Source organism: Bacillus sp. MRMR6 (assembly GCF_001940785.1).
In the GTDB taxonomy this organism is placed as follows: domain Bacteria; phylum Bacillota; class Bacilli; order Bacillales; family Cytobacillaceae; genus Neobacillus.
In genome coordinates, this window is record NZ_MSLS01000023.1 from 58387 (window position 1) to 80127 (window position 21741).

The 21741-nt window shown below is 42.5% G+C and carries 15 protein-coding genes; all 15 read right to left on the bottom strand.

Translation table 11 applies throughout. From position 1 onward, the window contains the following. Positions 1-31: 31 nt before the first annotated feature. The 15 genes from BTR25_RS18655 to BTR25_RS18725 all read right to left on the bottom strand — a co-directional run bounded on the left by BTR25_RS18655 (position 32) and on the right by BTR25_RS18725 (position 21311). Positions 32-1960, bottom strand: coding sequence for a BglG family transcription antiterminator (locus BTR25_RS18655; protein ID WP_075689555.1), 1929 nt, complete (start codon positions 1958-1960; stop codon positions 32-34). Between the two features lie 117 nt (positions 1961-2077). After that, positions 2078-2758, bottom strand: a complete 681-nt coding sequence (locus BTR25_RS18660) for an N-acetylmannosamine-6-phosphate 2-epimerase (protein ID WP_254842747.1) — start codon at positions 2756-2758, stop codon at positions 2078-2080. Position 2759: 1 nt separating this feature from the next. Then, positions 2760-4289: a DUF4127 family protein gene (locus BTR25_RS18665; RefSeq protein ID WP_075689556.1), complete on the bottom strand. Its 1530-nt coding sequence runs from the start codon at positions 4287-4289 to the stop codon at positions 2760-2762. A gap of 99 nt (positions 4290-4388) precedes the next feature. Then, on the bottom strand, positions 4389-6218 hold the full coding sequence (locus BTR25_RS18670) for an ROK family protein (RefSeq protein ID WP_075689557.1): 1830 nt from the start codon (positions 6216-6218) through the stop codon (positions 4389-4391). Positions 6219-6260: 42 nt separating this feature from the next. Then, positions 6261-8813, bottom strand: coding sequence for a glycoside hydrolase family 38 N-terminal domain-containing protein (locus tag BTR25_RS18675; RefSeq protein ID WP_075689558.1), 2553 nt, complete (start codon positions 8811-8813; stop codon positions 6261-6263). After that, a complete protein-coding gene (locus tag BTR25_RS18680) occupies positions 8810-10168 on the bottom strand; it encodes an FAD-dependent oxidoreductase (protein ID WP_175596831.1) in 1359 nt (452 codons plus the stop codon). Before BTR25_RS18680 ends, BTR25_RS18675 begins: the two co-directional genes overlap by 4 nt. A 25-nt stretch (positions 10169-10193) precedes the next feature. Next, positions 10194-11018 carry a carbohydrate ABC transporter permease gene (locus BTR25_RS18685; RefSeq protein WP_075689559.1) on the bottom strand — a complete coding sequence of 275 codons (825 nt, stop codon included), beginning with the start codon at positions 11016-11018 and terminating at the stop codon, positions 10194-10196. Between the two features lie 16 nt (positions 11019-11034). Further along, a complete protein-coding gene (locus tag BTR25_RS18690) occupies positions 11035-11973 on the bottom strand; it encodes a carbohydrate ABC transporter permease (RefSeq protein ID WP_083652466.1) in 939 nt (312 codons plus the stop codon). Positions 11974-12040: 67 nt separating this feature from the next. Beyond that, the gene (locus tag BTR25_RS18695; protein ID WP_075689560.1) at positions 12041-13387 is read right to left on the bottom strand and encodes an ABC transporter substrate-binding protein; all 1347 of its coding nucleotides are present in this window, start codon (positions 13385-13387) and stop codon (positions 12041-12043) included. A gap of 229 nt (positions 13388-13616) precedes the next feature. Then, on the bottom strand, positions 13617-15977 hold the full coding sequence (locus BTR25_RS18700) for a family 10 glycosylhydrolase (protein WP_075689561.1): 2361 nt from the start codon (positions 15975-15977) through the stop codon (positions 13617-13619). A gap of 229 nt (positions 15978-16206) precedes the next feature. Next, positions 16207-17040 carry a carbohydrate ABC transporter permease gene (locus BTR25_RS18705; protein WP_075689562.1) on the bottom strand — a complete coding sequence of 278 codons (834 nt, stop codon included), beginning with the start codon at positions 17038-17040 and terminating at the stop codon, positions 16207-16209. Next, positions 17040-17972, bottom strand: a complete 933-nt coding sequence (locus tag BTR25_RS18710) for a carbohydrate ABC transporter permease (protein WP_254842748.1) — start codon at positions 17970-17972, stop codon at positions 17040-17042. The genes BTR25_RS18705 and BTR25_RS18710 overlap by 1 nt, the downstream gene beginning before the upstream one ends. Positions 17973-18052: 80 nt before the next feature. Next, on the bottom strand, positions 18053-19378 hold the full coding sequence (locus BTR25_RS18715) for an ABC transporter substrate-binding protein (RefSeq protein ID WP_075689563.1): 1326 nt from the start codon (positions 19376-19378) through the stop codon (positions 18053-18055). Between the two features lie 69 nt (positions 19379-19447). Next, positions 19448-20617 (bottom strand): trans-sulfuration enzyme family protein, encoded by a 1170-nt coding sequence (locus BTR25_RS18720; protein WP_075689564.1) that lies wholly within the window; start codon positions 20615-20617, stop codon positions 19448-19450. Between the two features lie 16 nt (positions 20618-20633). Next, a complete protein-coding gene (locus BTR25_RS18725; RefSeq protein ID WP_075689565.1) occupies positions 20634-21311 on the bottom strand; it encodes a FadR/GntR family transcriptional regulator in 678 nt (225 codons plus the stop codon). Positions 21312-21741 lie beyond the last annotated feature (430 nt).

Here is a 21741-nt window from a genome sequence, read left to right on the forward strand (position 1 = left end):
AGAGCGGAAGTCAGCCTCCACTCTTTAATCTCTATTTTTGTTTTTCTAAGATACTGACAAAATCCTGATAATCACTTGCACTTGATAACGCATGCACCATCAAAGGTGTTTCACTAAGTGCTGCGATTTTTCCAATTAGACTCCGATTTTCTCCTTGGTTTTCCTTTGACAGCCCTAGCATCAGGACGAGGGTAACCCGCTCATTTCCCCACATCAGCGGCTTTTTCAAGATGGCAGCGGCGACTGCTGACTTTACAACCAGTGATGGATTTCCGTGTGGGATGCTAATTCCACCGCCAATGGCAGTGGCAGATTTCCGCTCCCGGCCCACAGTGCTATGAACAAATTCTTTTTGTACATACCCTCTTTCAAAAAGTGCACTGGCCAGCATTTCCACAACCTCAAATCGATGTTCCATTTCCACATCTATGAGCAAGAGATCTTCCTTCAAAAAAGTTAACAGAGGATGTTGGTCTTGACCTTCACTGTCCTTTTGTTTCAGTACCTCAACAAACTGGCTCAACTTCTTTTTATCCTCCTGCCCAAACAGCGACGATATGACAATATTTTCGTGGTTGATTTTTTCAAGTGGAATCGTCGATATGATAAAATCAACTGGATTTTTCCGAACATAATCTGATACCTCTGCTTTGCCGACGCAGGCTAAGATTTCAATATCCTGATACTGCTGTTCAATCTTTGCTTCTAGCAAATGGGACATACCGATTCCCATGTGGCAAACAATCAGTGCCTTTTTCTTACTATCCCGCTTTCCCTCAAGCCGTTCTATCGAGGCTTGAAAATGAAGCACAATATAGGCAGCCTCATCTTCCGGAATTTCCATTCCATAGATGCTTTTGATTTCTTCAAGCGTCAAAATCACCATATTGAACATATACGGATACATTTTCTTGATGTTCAATAGCAGCGGATTTGTAATGGGAAATCCATATTTAATACGGTTAACGACCGAATGCATATGCATCGCAAGGCCGTTCTTTAAAATAGAGTCACCATCAAACGGGTATTGCGTAAGCGTTGACATTTTGCCAACGAGAATATGAACAATCTTAGTGACCCCATCCTCAAAATCTAGACCCTGATGTGAACCTTCCTCCGTACGCTTGCCACTAATCAAATGCCAGGTAAAGTACGTCCGTTCTTCTTCTGGAAACGATAGGCTAAAGGTCGTTTCCAGCTGTCCAAAGAACCAGCTTGCATACTGGTATTCCGGCCTTTCACAGACCATTTTCATTTCAGAATCATGGACAAATACGGGTGAACGCTGTCGTGTTCGTTTCACCATTATTAGCGCATGGACCAACAGGCTTTCTATCGTACCATCCGTAAAAGCAATCTTAAACTTGTCATGCATCCCGTCGATCGCTTTTCTAACGACGCTAATTTCATAGGGCAAAAACAGGTCCAACACGACATTTTTCCCACTTGTGATGGTTGAAATGAGCTCTGGCAAATGCGCAAGTGCACTGCGCTTACTCAACTCTGTCCCTTGAATGACATTTCCGAGCCGCTGCTTTGAGACAAGCTCCAGGTCAAAACGCTGCAGCCAGCCTGCGATATCCTCTATATCTTTCTTTATTTCTGCTTTCGGCACATAATACTGGTCCGCCCAATATTGTAAGGTAATCGCTTTTTCACTTGTTAAGAGCTGAAAGGCAATCTCAACCAACCGCTCTTCGTTTGTTTTTGGCTCACTAGAATGTAGACTTTGTAGGATCTTAGAACGACCCTCATCGTCTATTTCGATAGCGATTCCAAAACCAGGCTTCCGAGTCAGGCTGCTGCTAGGAAAATCGAGCAAAAACTCCTCAAGTCTATTTAAATCATTTCGAACCGTCTTCTCCCCGCACTCAAGCTCTTCCGCCAAATCCTTTACCTGCATTGCCCCTTCCTCACGAACGAGCAACAACCGAAGCAATTCCTTCTGTCTACTATTCATCCTCACACCTGCTCAAAATCACCTATATACAGAAAGTGTAGCGTTAAATCCCTATTTTGTGAAGCACAGGGACGGTTCTTCTGCTTCCTTGATGGAAGCAGAAGAACCGTCCCTGCGCTAACCTATGATTGCTTCGACGAATCTTGCTGTTATTTGCTGTGGACGGGTGATTGCTCCCCCGACGACGACTGAGTGGGCTCCATATTTCAGGACTTTTGCAGCCATTTCAGGTGTGATTACGTTGCCTTCAGCGATAACAGGTACCTTAACCGCGGCAACAACTGCCTTTAAAAACTCAAAGTCATTGGAATATAATTTCTTTCCCACTGTCTTTTCCGTATATCCATGCATCGTGGTACCGACACAGTCAAAGCCAAGCTGTTCCGCCACGATACACTCTTCCAATGTCGAGCAGTCTGCCATCCATTTCTGGTTTGGAAACCTCATCTTCAGCTCTTTCATAAATGCCGCTAAATCCAGTCCACCTGGGCGCAAGCGGTCAGTGGCATCGACCGCAATTAAATCAACACCGACTTCTACTAACTCCTCTACTTCCTTCAAGGTCGGAGTGATGTAAACAAAAGAATCGTCATATTCTCTTTTAATAATCCCGATCACCGGTAGGTTAACATAGTCTTTAATCGCACGAATGTCCTCTACCCCGTTTGCACGAATCGCCACAGCCCCGCCTCTTTTAGCTGCATCAGCCATTCGTTTCATGATTTCAGCACCATGTAATGGCTCATCCTCTAAAGCCTGACAAGAAACCACTAAGCCGCCTTTCATTTCTGCTAACAAATTAGTTACCCTCTTTCCTATTTATTTGTAGGGAAAGCCCACATTCAAACATGCGATTCCATGGTGCAAAACTTCCGACTCTCACTAATTCACAATCTTTAAAGCTATGTAAAATCAACTCATGGAATCGTGTAATGAGTCGTTGATCCCGTTCCTGATTCAACAAATCTGCCTTATCTTTTAAATCAAAGTACGTTAAATCAAGCTTCGGAAGAAAATCATCGACTAACTCCATCCGGACCTCCGCTTGATAAAAATAATCATCCAAAAGATGATAAAGCAGGTTTTCTTTCAAAACTTCAGGCTTCCCTTCCACCCCAAGAACTCCCTGGCAAAGCGTGGTTCCTAGAGTATTACAATTGGTATTCCAACCCTTATAGGAAACTAATTGATCTAATATTCCCTCATCATCTAACATCGCAATCAGTTCACCATCTCCGCCATTAGCAAAGGCCGCATCGGCCAAAATCACCTTTTTTCCAGATTTAATCATACGATTAATCTGATCCACAAAGGTTAAGAGATGACGAAAACTAGAATAGGTGATATCCTTGCTACGCTGTTCCCACGACTCCTGCATGACTCGTCCCGGTGTGTTATAAGCTAGAATCAAATCCGCTTCCTCTTCCCGGTCCACTAATTGACAGCCTGCTGCTAACACATGACTCTTTAAGCTTTCGGCAAACGGACGATCCTCATACATCGGAATCAGCCGGGGGCCAAGCGTACTGCTCCAAATCGGCAAGATCCTCGGTCTTTGTCCTTTTAACTCATTATAAACTCGTGCCAAAAGGGTAGCACCTACCTCATCTGCACCTGGATACATGTGGACCTTTTGCTGCAGGCGAAGCTCATCACGCCTTTTAACCACCTTGATTTGATCCATCGCCGTATACCCATACTCTGCACTGTCATCCTGAGGGATCGCTAGAAACTTGATAACACCCTCTTTTACAAGTTCGAGGATCTTCAGATTAATAGCTGAGTTAAAGTTCCGCCTTGTCTCATAATCCACGATGTACTCAACCCTTAACCGAGCTTCAATGTCCTGTAATTGCTCCGTTTCTTCTGTTGATAACGATTCACGTTTTTGCTTATCTAAAAAATATGAGCGTAAAAACAGTTCCCGCCCACACTGTTCATAATAATCCGGCTCTTCATCGCTTGAGCTATATTTAGGGCAACGCATGATTAAGTTGGATGCATAAATCGGCAGGTCTGGGTAGGTGTAATGGAGTAAACGAAGCCGCTCGACCCAAGTCACCACTGCTTCCTCGGCTAAATAATGCAGGCGAGATGGCAGCAATCCGCCGTAGATTAGCATGTCAATGCTGATAATCAGGGCATCTGCCGTTTTAGCAGCATGTTGCAGCCACGCCCAAATCCCCTCGGTATCGGCTGCTTTCTTTTTATACCCTAACAATTCCTCATCAGGTAGATCCAACTCCACCTCAACAGAGGAATTAGCGATCATTTGAACATAGTTAACATTACAAGGACGTTCATCAATTGGTAAATAGGCAACTCTCAAAAATTTCACCACTTTCCGTAAAAAAATTGATTACTGGCTTTCCGTTAACAGAAGAAGCAGACGGAATAAGATTCCTCCTGCTTCTTTTCGTTCTTTCATTTAATCAAACAAGACAACCTTATTTTCATCAGCACTTGCTCCCAGGTTAGCGGCTAAACCGTTTTCCGAGATTCCCTCTTGATCTACTACAGAACTAGCTTTTGAACTTGCTTTTGAACCTGCCTCCGAACTCCCCGCAGAGGCGTCTTCCACTAAACCTGTTCTCGAACCTGCCGCCTGTCCACCACGCGTCATCCCATTAAGAACAACATCAAACAGGTAATAGGCAGATACTTCGCCCATCGAGCTGCTTTCGACTTCGATTCCTTCCATCGCCGGAATGAGTAAGCAAATCTCTGCGAGTTCCGCTGCAGGGGAATCCTTCTGACTCGTAATTCCGACCGTCACACATCCTGCTTTGTTCGCCTTTCCCAGAATGGTCACGACATCGGTTGTATACCCCGTTGCCGTAAAACCAATCACAATTGTTTCTGGAGTTAGGGAATGAGCGGACATTTCCATTTCAAAACTCGTTGAAAAAGTGCTTGCCTGGATGCCAAGCTTCATTAATTTATATTTCAACTGCTCAGCCACAAGGAAAAGTTCGTCCCCGCCATACAGGTAAACCTTTTTTGCCGTACTTAACTGCTGCTTCAATTGCTGTATTGCTTGCTTTTGATGAAGAGTATCGAATTTTTTCATCAGCATGATATAGGTTTCTTTTACTCCGTTCATGCTCGCCAAATCATTCGGTTCATACACTCTCGTACTGACCGAAGCTTCCTTTGCCAGCAGGCGCAGCTTATTATAGGAACCAAACTCAAGCTTCTGACAGAATCGGGTAATCGTTGCCTCTGCAACATTAATTTGCCGCGATAATTCAGAAATCGTTTTATTAGGAACGGATTCCATATTTTGAATAATATATTTAGCAATCATCTGCTCACGTTTGGTTAGCTTATGCAAATTTGACTCAATAATCGTGGTCACGCTTTTTAAGGGCTGAAGCGATTCCTGTAGTATAAAATGGCGCAAGGCCCCTATCATTCCTGCATTATTTAAATTCTGAGCAATTTTGATTTGTGTTTGTTTCAAAATGTTCGGGATAATGTCCTTCTGCAGCTGCTTGCTAATCAATGGATAGAGATAATCCTTTTGTTCAGTAATGCCGCCGCCAATAATAATCATTTCCGGATTCATCATATAGGCAATCGTAGCGATGCCCTTGGATAAATAGTAAACCAGACGCTCAATCTCTTGAATACAGATCTCATCGCCAGCCTGAGCCATTTCAAAAATCGCTTTACCATCTAATTCGGTTTCGGAAACACCCTTTCGCTTCGCCACATTCCGTACTAAAGTTCTGGTTGAAGCTAGCTCCTGGAACTGTTCTCCCTCAATCGGGATATAGCCAATTTCGCCGCCGCTGAAGCTATGCCCGGTATGCAGCTTATTATCCAAGATATAACTTCCGCCAATTCCAGTACCGACGGTCAGACAGAAGAGACTTTTGGCCTCCTTGCCCATGCCAATCCAGGACTCCGCCAAACCCGCACAGTTTACATCATTTTCAACCTCTACCGGCAATTTAAAAAAGGCTTCAAGCTCTTTCTTTAAAGGGGTACCTGAATAATGGGGAATCAGTTCAGAAGCATATAGTATCGTACCTTCCTTTGAATCCACCTGCCCAGCCGAACTAATACAAACTCCGCTAATTGTATATTTTTCAATCAAAGATTTTCCACAATCTTTTACTTTATTAATAATGGCGGCGCCGCCTAAATGCGCCTCTGTGGGACATTCGTGTTTTTCTGCAAACGTGCCATCCTCGTTCAGTACGCCATATTTAATCAACGTTCCGCCAATATCAAACGCTAAAAACTTTCTCATCCTACATCACCTTCATTTCTTTGGTTGGAACCATTGACTTTCTTATGACTGACCTTTTCTATTCACACGAATGGTCTTAATCTCTTTTGGTCTAAAAGTAATCGTCGTCTTAGCTTGTGCTGAATAATGTGCTACGACCTTCCCGGTAAAATCTACCTCAGACAATCCCTCCGGAACAAAACCCACTATCAATTCTGTCGTTTGCTCTTCGGAAGACGAGTTAAACATTCGGATATCAAATGAATCCTCTTCCTTCAACATAAACGAGGAAAATGTGATAGGTGTCCCCGATAGCTTAAACAGCTTTTGTTCATCCTTTAATGTATAAGATTGCTGACTTAACACCGGCTGACGCAAAAGCATCTTATAGTTTAAGGAATGATTCTTTTCAGCTAGAACCAGTCCATACTCAAATTCATAGGTTCCGATGCATTGTGCTCCAGGAGTTTCAAACCCTGGGCCAGCACCATTACCGCGGGTACGCAAATCCCTTCTCGATAACCAGCCGACCGCTCGAATCATCGTTAAAAAGGCGGTATCCTGGCCTTCAAAACAATCAACCTCGTATTCCTGCAAACCGCGGTGAACGAGCTGATGATCATTGGCAAACACAGATGAATAGGTTGGGTATTGATTCATGACCGCCTCTTTATTTTTTGGCATATCCCACTCTTTTTCTCTCAGTGTTTTCCGTTTCAGTAAATCAAAGGCCGTATCAGCCCAGCTCGTATCAGCTTTCGATACCGCAAACCCGACACGAAGCTTTTGGTCCTTGGCTTTATTAGCAACCTTTGTCTTAAAATAAATCATCCGATTTCCTTGATATAAAGTCACTTTTGTCGTGAACGTATTCACAACCAGCTGCTCACTTGGCCCCGTTCTCGCTTCATTTAATGAGGCCGGCAGTTTCATTTCGTAATGAAGAGTCAATGATTGAAATCCAGTACCTTTTTTCTCCTCACTAACACCGGTAATGACCGCTTTACTCACAAGATCATCAATCGGCGGAGAATAATTATACGTATCACCCGCATCGAGTGTGGAAATGATTTGATGCTGGCTTTCATACACTTTATTTCCTTCAAGATCGGTAATCTGCAAACCACTATTATCCCAGCGAACTTGATAAAAATCATTTTCAATCAAAACAGCATCAATATTTTCAACCGTCTTCGTCTTGCGATTCACCCGTTCAATCCGAAGCCGCTTCATTTCAGCCCCGTCAAACGGGAGGGATAACGATATATGATAGACCACATATTCGGCATAATGAGGCTCAGCTAAAATGTGACGTAAGAACTCCTCGCGTTTTTCTCTTTTGACCACATCAAACTGAATTTCTTCGTCTTGGTCATAAAGCTTAATTGCCCCAAGGTCCTGCTCCGCCGGAATTCGAATCACCGCTTTAACAGGATAAACTTCAGCAAGCGGTGTATTATTGACTAAATAGAGATATTGATTTTCAATCCTACTATTTAAAAACTCAAACGGAAAAAGTGTATTCAATGTGTCACTCGAAAATTGGCGAATCGCACTCAACACTTTTTGCGTTCTCGTTTCCATTTCATTATGCACTTCATCGACACTACAGCCGCAAATACTATCATGAGGCTGATTTTGTAAAATCAACTTCCAGACATACTCGATGAATTCTGCAGATTCTGATGAACCATTCGTCCAAACATTCATTGCTTCCATCACGCCAATTGCCTGATCCTCACACTTCTGGTTTTGATCCTTTAAGTACGTCCTTGTCGAGTAAACACCCGGAAGGATAAAAATCTTCTCAGGATTGCGCTGCTCACCAACTACGAGTCCCTCAGGTTTCTCTGCCTTGAGTGCCCGTACATAATCAGACATTAATGACTGCTTGAACTCAACACCAGGAAATGCGTGTATTAACCTCTCAACCCGCTCTTTCATATCAGCGCTAGGAAAGGTGTGATCGGCCCCGTTCATAATCAAAGCTTTTCCGAAGCTTACATACGGAGCATTCGCTTCAAGGTACTTTTTCGTCTCATCGATAAAGGTATCGTGCTTTAAGAATGTTTGATAGTATCCTTCAAATAATGGCAAAACAAACGTAAACACCTTGCTAGAATCAGCACCTTCCCACTGATTCTCAAATCTGTCAGAAACAGCACCGCGGAAAATAAGCGCCGACTCAATCTGATACCCGCTTAAGATTTGCGGCATTTGGCTGATATGGCCGAAGGTATCTGGCAGATAACCGATTTGATAGGCTGAACCTAGCTTCTTTGCCTTGTTTGTTCCAATCTCTAAGTTTTTCAGAATCGATTCACCCGAAACGAGAAATTCATCTGCAAGCAGATACCAAGGTCCGACTTCAATCTTCCCTGATTTGATAAAAGTAAGAAAACGCTCATATTCTGCGGGACTGACAATCTCTTGATAATCATCGAGAACGATTGTTTGACCATCCAGAAAGAAGTTATCCAGCTGACCCTTCTCAATTAAATCCTGGATATAGCGAAGGCCGTTCCGAAGCTTATAGCGAAACTCGTCAAAGGTTTCATACCATTCACGATCCCAGTGGGTATGATTCAATATATGTACCTCTTTGATTTCGTTCATGATGAACCCTCCTCTAGCGCAAGCTGTTGCTTAATCACTGATCCGTCTATTTGATTCAGCGCAACCGAATGCTGAACGGAATAGGCACATGCAAGTCCTGCCGCCTGCCCCATATCTCTGACGGTCGGCTGTATTCTTAAGGAAGCCTGCATGAGAAACGTACTTGAGATATGTCTGCCAACTACAATCAAATTACTGACTTCATGGGTAACTAGCGATCGATAAGGAATTTCATAATATTCCCCTCTTGAGTACTTAGGCTTTTCAACGTCTTCCTTTTTCACACTATGTACATCAATATACCAGTCACCCCGGGCAATTCCGTCAGCAAACCGGGCGCGGCTTAGATAATCCTCTTCCGTTAACACATACTGCCCCATAATTCGGTAGGACTCCCGGATGCCTAATTGTGTGGCTTCTTTTAATAGAAAGGCCTTTTCAAAGCCGGGAATATACTTAGGTAAGAAATGCACCAGACGGCGAATCATTTCCCTTCCCTTTATAACAGCCTCTGACCGAAGTCTCGGGTCTGTTGTTTGATAGATTCCTGGAATATGCGGGCAGTTAAACGACATAACCGTCGGCTTTCCTGGCTGAGTAAAAGCTTGGAAGTAGCGAAGGTCCTCCTCGGTTAAATCCCCGTTCGCTAAGCCCTTGTGGAAGAAGGGCTCAAGCACATGGCCCTTTCCTGGGACCATCGCAATTTCAAAAAAATCAGGGTTTTCGATTTTACAAAAGGATTCATTTTGTGAAAGAATGAACTTCCTTAATTCTGGGATATCGATTCCGCCCATTTCAAAGCGGAATGAAATTTGCTGATTCTGACCGTCCTGGTTTCCAGAGTCAACAGCAACACCTGCTGTCCTTGAAACAATAGCATCTGCTGTTGCATCAACAAAGGTCTTCCCCTTAATCGCTGCCAGCCCATTACACGTGTTCACGACAATATGGGTAATCCGCTCTTGATCCTTTATACAATCAATAAAATTCGCATCGTAAAGGATTTTCCCTTCCCGCTCGGTAATTAATTGTTCCAGCACATAGCTTAATGCTTCTACATTAAACCAGCTGCAGGTCGTTGTGCCATCATTCGTTTCAATGTTCTCCTGCTGGAGACGCTGGGTAATGATCCGGTTCACTCGTTGCGCCTTCACGTGGGTTGGCATCATCGGTGAAACAAGGGAATTGGTCTGCGTTCCGCCCAAGCTGATCGTTTTCTCGACCACAAGCGTCTTCAGCTTTTCCTCGAGTGCAGAGATGGCTGTCGCTGCACCAGCCGTACCTCCGCCCACTACTACACAGTCCATTTCATACAAAACCGGAATATCTCTGCCCCAAAAAGCTACCGTCGTCACTATTATTCACCCCTTTGTCTTGTCATTACCCTTTAACCGCTCCATCTGTTGCTCCAGAAATGAAATACTTTTGCAGCCAGATAAAAATGAGCAAGGTCGGAATAGTCGTTAAAATTGAAGCCGCACTTACCAATTTCAAGTTCGAGCCATCAAAGTTTTGCGAGAGCTGCGCTAACCCGATGGACAACGTATACATCCTGCTCTCAGTAGAGTTGAGTAATGGCCATAAATAATCTCCCCATGTTCCCATAAAGGTAAAGATGGCGAGTGTAACCAGTGTTGGTTTCACAAGCGGAACCGCCACCAAATACCAAACCTTAAATTTATTTGCCCCATCAAGATAGGCTGATTCCTCTAATTCTCTAGGGATTCTTAGATATGCCTGACGCATCAAAAAGATTCCAAAGGCCGTTGATACCTGCATGACCACCAGTCCAAGATGGGTATTGCGCAGACCGAACTGATCGGCAAGCTGGAAAAGCGGTGCCATGTAAAGCTGGAATGGCACCATCATCGTTGAAATAATTAATGCCAGAACCACACTGCGCCCTCTGAAATCCATTCTTGCTAACGGGTATGCCGCTAAACTGCAAAATAATAGATTAAGTGGAATCGCAATTCCAGTAACAATCACCGTATTGAAGAAGTACGTAGCAAAATTCGCTTTTTCAAAAGAAATAATAAAGTTTTGAAGTGTAGGGTCAGTCGGGACAATGGATCCATAAATACTTTCCCCTGAAGATTTCAAAGCCATCAATAAAGTAATCAGAAATGGTCCTACCGTTAATACCGTGATCAGGAGCATCAGGGCGTAGAGCCATATTTTTTGTGATAATTTCGTTGTTTTCATCCGTGCTCTCCCCTTCTTACGCTCTTAGATCATCTTCGCGTTTGCTGGTTAACTTCATTTGCAACAGTGAGGCAGCAATCGCTAACAGCAATAGCACCACTCCCGCCGCTGAGGCAATACTGACATCTAAGCTAATAAACTTTTGAAAAATATACATGACCAAAGTTGTCGTTGCCCCTGATGGGCCGCCGCCTGTTGTAATCGCAATCTCCTCGAACACCTTCATCCCGGCAATAATCGTCATGACAGAAACAAGTGTGACAGAAGGAATCAGCATCGGTACTGTAATTCTTTTAAACTGTTGAAAAATAGAGGCGCCATCAATACTGGCAGATTCATAAACATCCTTTGGAATCGACTGCAGACCAGCCAAGTAGATAATCATATAATAACCTAAGCCCTTCCAAACGGTAATCGCCGCTACAGCTGTTAGCGCAGTGGAAGATTGGACTAGCAGGTTAGTAGGAGAATCAAAGATGCCGACCTTCACCAGCAGGCTCGAAATAATGCCTTCTTGCGAATAAAGCATCTTCCACATTAATGCGGCTACAACCATCGGTGTAATAACCGGCAGGTAGTAGAGCACCCGAAATGTACTGACTCCTCTAATCTGTTGGTTAACTAGGACTGCTAAAATCATTGGTAAAAAGACATTTAACGGCAGCACAATCACTAAAAACAATAGTGTATTCCCCAGTGCCATCCAAAAATACTTATCTGCAAATATCTCTTTAAAATTAGCTAATCCGACAAATTCACCCGTATCCGCAATGATTTTATAGTCCAAGAGACTCCACTTAAAGGCCTCTAAGATCGGGATGACAAGAAAGGTTCCCAAGATCAAAATCGTCGGGAGTAAAAACAGCCAAGGAGTAACATTTTGCATGCTCCATCTGCGCTTTTTTCGGACAGTTTTCATTTTGATATTCGATACGACAAGTGGTTCCCTGCTCATTTTAAACTCCCCTTTTAAAAAGTAGGGACTAGCCTTTTGGTAAAAAAGCTAGCCCCTTGTTCATTGGTTAGAATGTTACCTTTTCACCCGTTTTTTCAAATGATTTATTCCATTCATCAGCCAATTCCTTTAACGCTTCTTCAGGTGTAACCTTACCCTGCAGGTTTTTAACAAAGATATTCTTAGTTGCTGCACGCAGGTCCGCACTGTTTTCAGTCGGCGGAATTAATACCTTGGCACGAAGAAGGGACTTAGATGCTTCTAGCATACCAAGAGCCTTTGGTGAATCACCAGGGTTTTTGAAGTAATCATCTTCTAAAGATGCTTTTACAGAAGGTAACACCGTTCCCGCCGTTTTAGCAAACTCTAATTGATTCTCAGCATTTGTAACAAATTGAGCTAAAGCGACAGCAGCTTCTTTGTTTTTGGTTTTGCTTGGGATAGCAAAGTTCATCACTGCAACGTTTACTGGAGCATCAGTTGCATTAAGCGGTTGGCCTGATTTAGAAGCTTTAAATACTTCAGGTGCACCAGACTCAACTGGACCTAAGAAGGTTACGCCGCCTTCAAGAAGGGAAAGGCTTCCTGCCATATAAAGCTCTTGACCTGTTTTAATGGAACCTTCAGCGTTTTCTTGTGGAATAATTCCTTCTTTATACATCTTTTGTGTTAAGGTGAAGAACTCAAGAATCGCTTCATTGTTCTCAAGCTGTGCCTTTCCATCTTTTACAATAGCTGTACCGTTAGAAAGAGAAACCATCTTTTCCATAATGGTATTTCCATCGTTAATAACTGGATAGTAAGAGGCTTTTCCAGTAGCATCTGTTACTTTTTTAGCAGTTTCATAGATTCCTTTTGTATCAGTCGGAAGCTCTGTCACGCCTGCTTTTTCAAAGTGGTCGCCATTATACCAAGCAACAGTAGTTGTTAAATACCATGGAAGAGCGTATAGCTTAGAATCATACATTCCAGATTCGAATGGACCATCTACATAGGATTTCTTCGTTTCATCACTAAGTTCATCAGTCAAATCAAGTAAACCGCCCTGTGCTGCAATGTTAGACATATAGTGCGGGTTCAAGTTTACGACATCCGGTACGTCACTGCCTGTAAGGGAGGTTAATACCTTTTGCTCCATCTCATTTTGTGGAACGTCTTCAATCACCACATCTAACTCAGGATGCATCTCTTCAAATTTCTTCTCGATGTTCGCAAAATATGTATCAAATGGTTCACCAGCCAAGGATGCAGTCCAAAGTGTAACTTTACCAGTAAGTTCACCAGACTTTGCTGGATCTGCTTTTTCCTTTTCCTTTGTACCGCTGCTTGCCTTATCATTACTACAAGCCAATAAACTAACGGATAGGGCTGCAATAATGGAACCTGTTAGAAATTTTTTTGTACGATTCTTCATCTTTTTTCCTCCTCAGAGACTAGTAGAAAGCGTTCTCAATTTGATTATAATAGGACTCTCAAATTTTAGCAATTCATTTTTAAAATAATTTTAGCATTTTTTTATTTTATGAAAATTAATTTCATTTTTGTAAAATCGAGCATTTTTGTCGGAAGAATAGATTCCAAACTAGAATCTATTCTTCCTCTATTAAGGTGACACAGGGACGGTTCTTGTGCATCATTTTAAACTATTTTTGATGGTGAAGGGAATAGTTTACCCACATTTTGCTATCAGAAAGCTGCTTTTTCAAGCGTTCAGCCACTGCACTATTCAGCTTATTTGCCTCCAACGCCTGATGAACCTTTAAAAGTGCTGCATCAAAAGCATCAAGACTGCTAGCTGTATCCTTCTCTAAGGCTGCGCTTACCTTATTCACGGATTGTTTAATGCTAATCCCTTCATGATGGTCCACTGCACCCTGTGGAATATAAAGGTGATTTAACTGCTGGGTGATTTGCTTTAATTGAGTAAGTGCTGCTTTAATCGGCTCTTCTCCAGGGTTAACTGCTTTTTCCCTCCATGGACCTTTTCCTAATGCATCCACAGAAGGAGCACTTGCCTGGCCAAACGCAAACATATTTACCCCTGATGTTCCATGCTTAGCAGAAAGAACATCACTCACACTTGCCATCTCACTAAGGTGGTGATAGAACGAATAAATTCCTGTGTAATACATCGTTCCTTCTGGCATTAGCTTTTTGCTGGCATTCACGGTATTTTGAATGCTGTTAAAATCATGGCCATACGCCTGTGGAATCACTCCATCCAGGTCATCCTTCCAGTCACTGATTAATACAGCCTCCGGTCCTGGTTCAGGAGTGGCCGTCAGCATAAACTTAGGATTAATCGCCTTGGATTGCTTATGCAGTTCATGAACAAACTGATTTTCTTGTTCCTGCAGCCACTTTTCCCAGGCTTTCCATTCCTCTGGTGTTGCAGTCGGATTTAGTTCATAAGGGTCTATTCCAGACTGCTCTTTGTATATGCTTCTAACCTTTTCACTAAAACCATAGCTTTTCTCGAAGCTCTGATGAGGATATCGCATGTAATCGATATTCAAGCCCTTAATATCGTATTTCTTTTGCATTTCATCATAAATGTCCAGCATAAATGTCTGTACCTCTGGCTGTGCAATATCCAGCCAGTAGTAATTACTTGATGAATCTGGTTTAGGCTCGCCGCTTGTATTTTGGCGTTGAATCGCTGCCCATTCTGGATACTTCTTAAATTGTGAAGGCAACCCGAGGCTGCTATGGCCGATCATGAAACCATCTGTCCATGCCTGAACGGTCAGTCCGCGCTTCTTTCCTTCTTGAACATAGGCTTTTAAGATATCCTTGCCATATTGTCCATAATCAGCATGTTCAAATCTAGGGTGCTGAGCAGGCAGTCCATAGGCTTCCATCGTTTTACTTGGGTAGATTGTATAACCCCAGAAGGTTGTTTCAAGATAGACAGAATTGAAACCTGCCTTTTCCATCCGGTCAAGCACTTGCTTTACCCCTTCAAGTGTCGTTTCTTCCGGACGATACCAAATTCCCCGCTGCTCTGCCACTTCAGAAGGCAAGGAATAATAATAGGCATCATAGGCAAATTGAGTTGCTTGACGGACAACATCGAGTGCTTTTTCAGGATTACTTGCTTTTAGTGCATCCGCTTCATCAATTAAAGCCTCCGCCTGTTTGATGGACATTTCCGCTTCCTTCATCGCTACCTCTAAGTAATCTCTTTTTGCTTTAGCGATGGATGCTTTTGCTTGTTCGATTGCCTGTTGGCTTTGGTATTGAAAACTATCAACATCCTGGACAATTTCTACCATTCCATCTACTACTGTCACTTTTGCTCCAATAATGGAATTAGAGGAAATCCAACTTGACGCTACACCATGGCCACTCACCACAAAACCATTGGCTGGAATCTTCGAGTTACCTCCGCCTAGTTTGGTAACAAATCCATTTTCTACGGTAATTTCATAACCGTACGGGTTGGTCTTTGTTGAAGCCCCAAAAGTAGGAGTATAAACGATTAGCTGATCAGGACCCCGGAAGCCATCAAAAACGGCACCACCTGGGTTTGAGGCTCGAGTTGGGTCAACAGCCTGTGCCAGTTTTTTCTCACTCTTCTCGAGTGGTTCCATAAGTTTGATTGTTTCCCCATCCTCCAATTGAGTCAGGTAATCCTTTATGGCAGTGGTGGTAATATCACCAGTTGAGAGCACCAAACCATTTTCAGGAATCGCACTGTCACCATCTGTTTCATTTACCACACGGTATGTATTCAGGCCTGTTTTCTCCAACACGACCTCCATGCTGCCCTTAGATGTCTCCGTGTAATAACTAAAAGTGTCATTAAAAATAATCAGCTTGTTATCATTGGCCAGTTGATTGATTCCGTCAATAGCCATCCGGTCTCCCGATTGATCCTCAACCGTCATGACCTTAACAGCTGAACCCCCCTCAGCCAAAGCACTCCCATTCACACCAAATGAAGAGAATACTAGACTTGCAGCAAGAGCAGTACCCATAAATCCTTTCAATCGTTTCCCCATATTTCCCTCTCCCTTTATTCGTAATTGCACTAGTCAAAATGGAGAATTAGAGTGTGGTCTTAGAAGCTAACATTAAGATAGCGCTTTCATCATTATATACTCGATTATCGATAAATTCAATTAATTTTCAAAATATATTTAAAAATGAAATTTATTTTCTTTTTAGGATACAAAGGGACGGTTCTTCTGCTTCCTTGATGGAAGCAGAAGAACCGTCCCCGCGTCACTTTTACCCTTTTATAGATCCCTGTGTCATGCCTTCCACAATATATTTCTGTGCGAAGGCGAACAGGATGAGTGTTGGAATGACGGATAGTACGGTTGCGGCGGACATGGCGCCCCAATCGATATCGAACTTTGTAATAAACGAGTTCATCGCTACTGGAATGGTTTTGGCTTCTTCTTTGTCGATGAACATGATTGCTAGAAACAGTTCGTTCCAGCATTGAACAAAGGCAAAGATGAAGGTAGCGGCTAACCCTGGCAGCATAACCGGAATGATGACCTTAAATAGAGCCGAAATCCGTGAACAGCCATCGATCATCGCCGCTTCCTCTAGACTTGACGGGATTCTTTCGAAGAAACCTTTCATCATTACCGTACAAAATGGCACCATCATCACCGTATACATGAGCATGAGGGAGGGTAAGCGATTGAGCAGCTCCAGCTTAGACATTAGCAAATATAAAGGTGCTAGTCCGATAAACAAAGGAATCATTTGCGTAATGAAGAAAGCAAAGATCACTTGCGTTTTACCTTTAAACTCAAACCTAGCAAGAACATATCCACCAAGTGTCGCAATAATTAAGGAAACGGTTCCTGCTACAAAGGACAACACTAAACTATTAAAAATATAAACATCAAAGTTAGAAATTTTAATGATATTTATATAGTTTTCAAACGTAACGTTTTCCGGCCAGTACTGGATTGGGAAAGTGAACATTTCCTTTGCAGGCTTTAACGAAGTAACGAAAATCCAATAAAGCGGGAATACCGTAAAGACTAGAAAGAGAGATAAGAAAATAACTTTAACGACTAGCTTCCAATTCACTCGTCTCATCATTAAAAATCACCCGCTTTGTTGAATTTCGTTGCTAGTAAATAGAAAATCGAAAAGAATATTAAGATAAAAATCATGATCACGCCGACCGCTGCAGCTTGTCCGTAGTTTTGACCATAAATAATTTTCTCAAGCATGAACGTTGATAGAATATGCGTCGAACCCGCTGGCCCCCCATTTGTTAAAGAATAAATCAAATCAGGAAAGTTTAAAATCCAAATGACTCGCAGTAAGGTGGTCACAATCAGGGTTGGCAGGATATACGGGATGGTAATCTTGTAAAGCTGTTGGACATATCCCGCTCCGTCAATCTTTGCCGCTTCATACAGTTCTTCCGGAATCGATTGTAGTGCCGCTAAAATCATAATCGCAAAGAAGGTAATCCCGTACCAAATGTTTGCAACAATAACAGAAATCAACGCCCAGGTCGGATCTGCCAAGAACGGAATCGCCGTATCGATGACTCCAAGCTTCATCAATAGGTCATTAATGACCCCGCTTTGCCCGTTCAGCATCCAGCGCCAGATCAAACCAATTAAAAACCCCGACATCGCCCATGGGAAAAAGATAAACGCTTGGTAAACCCCTCTTCCCTTAAACTTTCTTCTCAACATCAAAGCAACGATAAAACCAATAAAAAATTGCGGAATTAAGGAAAAAAAGACCCAATAAAAACTATTAACCAGTGATTCTCTAAAGCCAATATCAGCCATAATCGTTGTAAAGTTTTCAAAACCAATAAACTTAATGTTCATTAAATCATAAGCAGAATAATTCTGAAACGCCATGATCACCCCTTTTAACAAGGGATAATAAGTAAAAATCGAAACAAGGATTAACGCTGGGAGTAAACAAAGGAAAATAAACAGCCCATGTTTAGACATACGAAACAATGGCAAGCCACGCTCTGTAACAGGTTCAGTCTGAGTTTTCAAGTTTCATATTCCCCTTTCTAAAAAAGAAACAGGGGCAGCAGTCACCCTTACTGCCCCCAAAAAACGGTGGTGCCTGTCACCTATTTATGATTCTCTTTTTCCTTCTTCCAGAAATCTGTCCACTTAGCTAAAGCATCTTCTTTTGATATTTTTCCTAAAAGTAAGGCCTGAATGTCTTTTTCAGCTAGTGCACGATATTCTGCATATCCCTTATAGTGGACTGGACGGTCTGCGATTAAGAATTCGTTTGGCTTTGCATTCATTTCAATGTAAGAGCTGAAGTAGCCTTCCTTGAAATATGGGTCATCGCCCGCACTTAAATGAATCGGAATTAAAGAGTTTTCTTTTGCAAAAAATAGATTTTGTTCAGGGCTAGAAAGGAATGATACGAGCTTCCATGCTTCTTCCTTATGCTTCGAGAAGGCACCGATTCCCCAGCCTGCTGTTCCTGCTGGCTGCTGCGCTACCCCAGATGGCGTACCTTTAGGTAGTGGAGCCGTATCCCATGTACCTTCTTCCATGTTTTCCTCTGCTGTCACAATAACCTCTGGATCCTGAATTAACATCGCTGTCATCCCAGAAGTGAAGCCTTGAACCATCTCTGGATAGCTCCAGCTGATTGAATCGGGAGGTGAAGCTTCCTTATAAACTTTTACAAAGGTATCGAGTACCTGCATCGCTTCTGGTGTATCAAACATAACCTTGCCGTCAGTTGTGAAATACGCATCCTTCTCAGCAATTTTCTTCCCTAAATACGACCATGTCATAAATTCGATATAGTCAGGAGAACCTGCACCGCCTCGGAAGCTATAACCATAGCGGTTTTTCGAAGGATCGGTTAGTTTAATCGCCGCAGCTACTAACTCATCCCATGTTTCCGGAACCTCAATTCCAGCCTCTTCAAACCAATCCTTACGATAGAATAATGTTTTTTCATAGACACCATACGGAATATAATATGGCTTATCGTCAACCGCTTTCGCACCATGCTTGATCGTTTCGGTTAACGTATTCCAGTCTTCCCACTTGTCAGTATAAGCAGAAAGGTCTTCAATAAATTGATTCGTCGCCCAGTTCTTAACCGTTTGCTCACGAACCTCTAACACATCAATATCCTCTTTCGCCATCAGCATCTGTGTGATTTTTTCATCTGCACTTTGTAATGGCGGGGAAATGAGTTCCACTTTAATGTTTGGATTTTCGGCTTCGAATTTAGCCAACATTCCCTTTAACAACGTAGTTCTAGCTGGGCTTGTAATACTTTCAACCATCCTTAATGTGACTTTTTCATCTTTATCGTCCTTCTCACCTGAGTTATCTACCTTTGAGCTGCTGCAGGCCGAAATGATACCAATAAGCACCAATAATGACACAAAAAATAAAAACTTCTTTTTGAGATGAAGCATGAAACTTACTCCCCCTTTGAAATGTTTGTAGTTATATACAAAAGGGATCGACCCCTTTTATACCGATTGTTAAGCCAGCTTTAAAGCTGCGTCTAAGTCTTCCATTAACTCATCGACATGTTCTAACCCGACTGAAATTCGGATCAACCCTGGATCCATCCCACTTTTCACTAATTGCTCAACGTTATAGCCATAATTAGGTGAGATTACTAGGCTCTCAAAGCCACCCCAGGATACGCCGATTTGAAACTGCTTCAAACTATTAATAACGTTCCTAACCGACTCGAACTGATTATTCTTCAGTTCAAAGCTCAGCAAGCCTGCATATCCTTTTAACTGCTGTTTGCCTAACTCATAATCTGGAGAGCTTGGCAAACCAGGATAATTGATCTTTTTCACAGCCGCATGTTCTTGTAAAAAAGAGGCAATTTTCAAGCCGCTTTCCTGATGTGCCTTCATCCGAATCGGCAGTGTCCGAAGTCCGCGCATTAATAACCAGGCTTCATATGGCGGCATCACACCACCAAGCAGCTGATATTCATGATAAAAAAGATGATCCATGATTTCTTTGCTGGTAATTAAGGCACCGCCAACAAGGTCGCTGTGGCCGCCTAGATACTTGGAAACGGAATGGACAACGATATCAATTCCATATGTAATCGGATTTTGGAAAATAGGTGTAGCCCAAGTATTATCGATAATCGTTTTTATTCCTCGTTGCTTGGCTAAAGCGGCAATCGCCTTCAAATCCACGAGCTTAAAGGACATCGTCGTCGGGCTTTCTAAGTAAATCACTTTGGTGTTGGGGCGAATTAAGGATTCAATTGCCTCCAGGTCTGTGTTGAGGGTATTGGTGTGGGTGATGCCAAATTTTTCAATATAGCTAAAGAATTTCGTTGTCGGGCCGTAAATATTGCTGACACTTAAAACATGATCATCTGCTTGTAAAAAAGTTAAAATTGCTGAGGAGATGGCCGCCATTCCCGAAGAGAATAGTTTGCATTTCTCTCCTTTTTCCAGTGCGGCAAGCTTCTTCTCGACAATTTCCACCGTTGGATTCGTGCCGCGCCAGTAAAGATAGCTGCTTTGCTCATCCTTCATCGCTTCTGTCAGTTGTTCAAAGTTTTCGAAGACAAACAAAGAATTTTGATAGATGGGTGGAACAACTGCTCCGTGAAATCGCTCATATTCATCACCAAGGTGGGTAACAATATGTTCATCTGAAGACTGTTTCGTCATGTCTATTCCTTCTTTCTTATATTTTTCTTAGTGTATCTTCTACGAGGTCTATAAACTTATTAAACTCTCGTAATGCATAATCAGGGTCTCTGTCCTTGATTCCGTCCAGCATCGTCCGGTGGTAAGGAATCGTATCGGCAAAAATATGCTCGATCCCAAAGGGCTTGCTCCACAGTTTATTAAAGGTATCAGAAACAGACTCGGCAACACTTTCTAGCAACGGATTATGTGAAGCCTTATAAATCGCTTTATGAAATTCCCAGTCCACTGCGGAAGAATCTAGCCCCTCATCCTTAAGAGCAATGACCTCCGTTAGCAGTCTGTCCATTTCATCTATTTCCTCTTCTGTGGCTCTTACTGCGGCCAGCTCAACAGCCTTGCCCTCAAGAGCCCTTCGCAGCTCACTAATATGTAAAAGGTAGTTCTTTTCCTGATCGACATCGATTCTTGCTTCAATCTTTAACGAATCACCTTCTTTAACAAAGATCCCTTTTCCATTCTGGACCTCGATGATCTCAAAGCCCTCAAGAAAACGTAGACCTTCGCGAATGCTCGACCGGCTCACACCGAGAATCGTAGTTAACTCCGCTACAGATGGGAGTTTATCTCCCCTTTTCAACTGATGCTCCCGTATATACCGCTTGATTTCATCCGCAATCATCTCATGCATCGAAACCTTCTTAATACTCTTCATGACTGTCACCTTCTAAGGATTAATTTTTCATGCTCTATGACTGTCAACCTATCGGATAGGTTAAGTTTATTCTGAACATTCAAACAAGTCAATTTTATCTTCTAGTCAAAATTCGACAAGCATGGGAGCATGGGGACGGTTCTTAAAGCGGACAATCGGAAGTTTTGCGCGTAAAAAGGCACAACTAGCGTTAATGAGCTAGTTGTGCCTTTGATGATTTTTAAGCAGAAGATCATAGCGCAAAATTTTTGATTGCCAGAGAAGAATGAAGTCGCGGCCCTCGCTAATGAACTAAAATATGGTAACCCCACCAAAAATAAATTTTTATTCGTTGAAGGATTTTTTCAATTTACGTCGTATTGGGGATTCAATCCGATACCTATTTTTCATACATTTTTATACAAGTGTTCGCAACTATTATACAGTATAT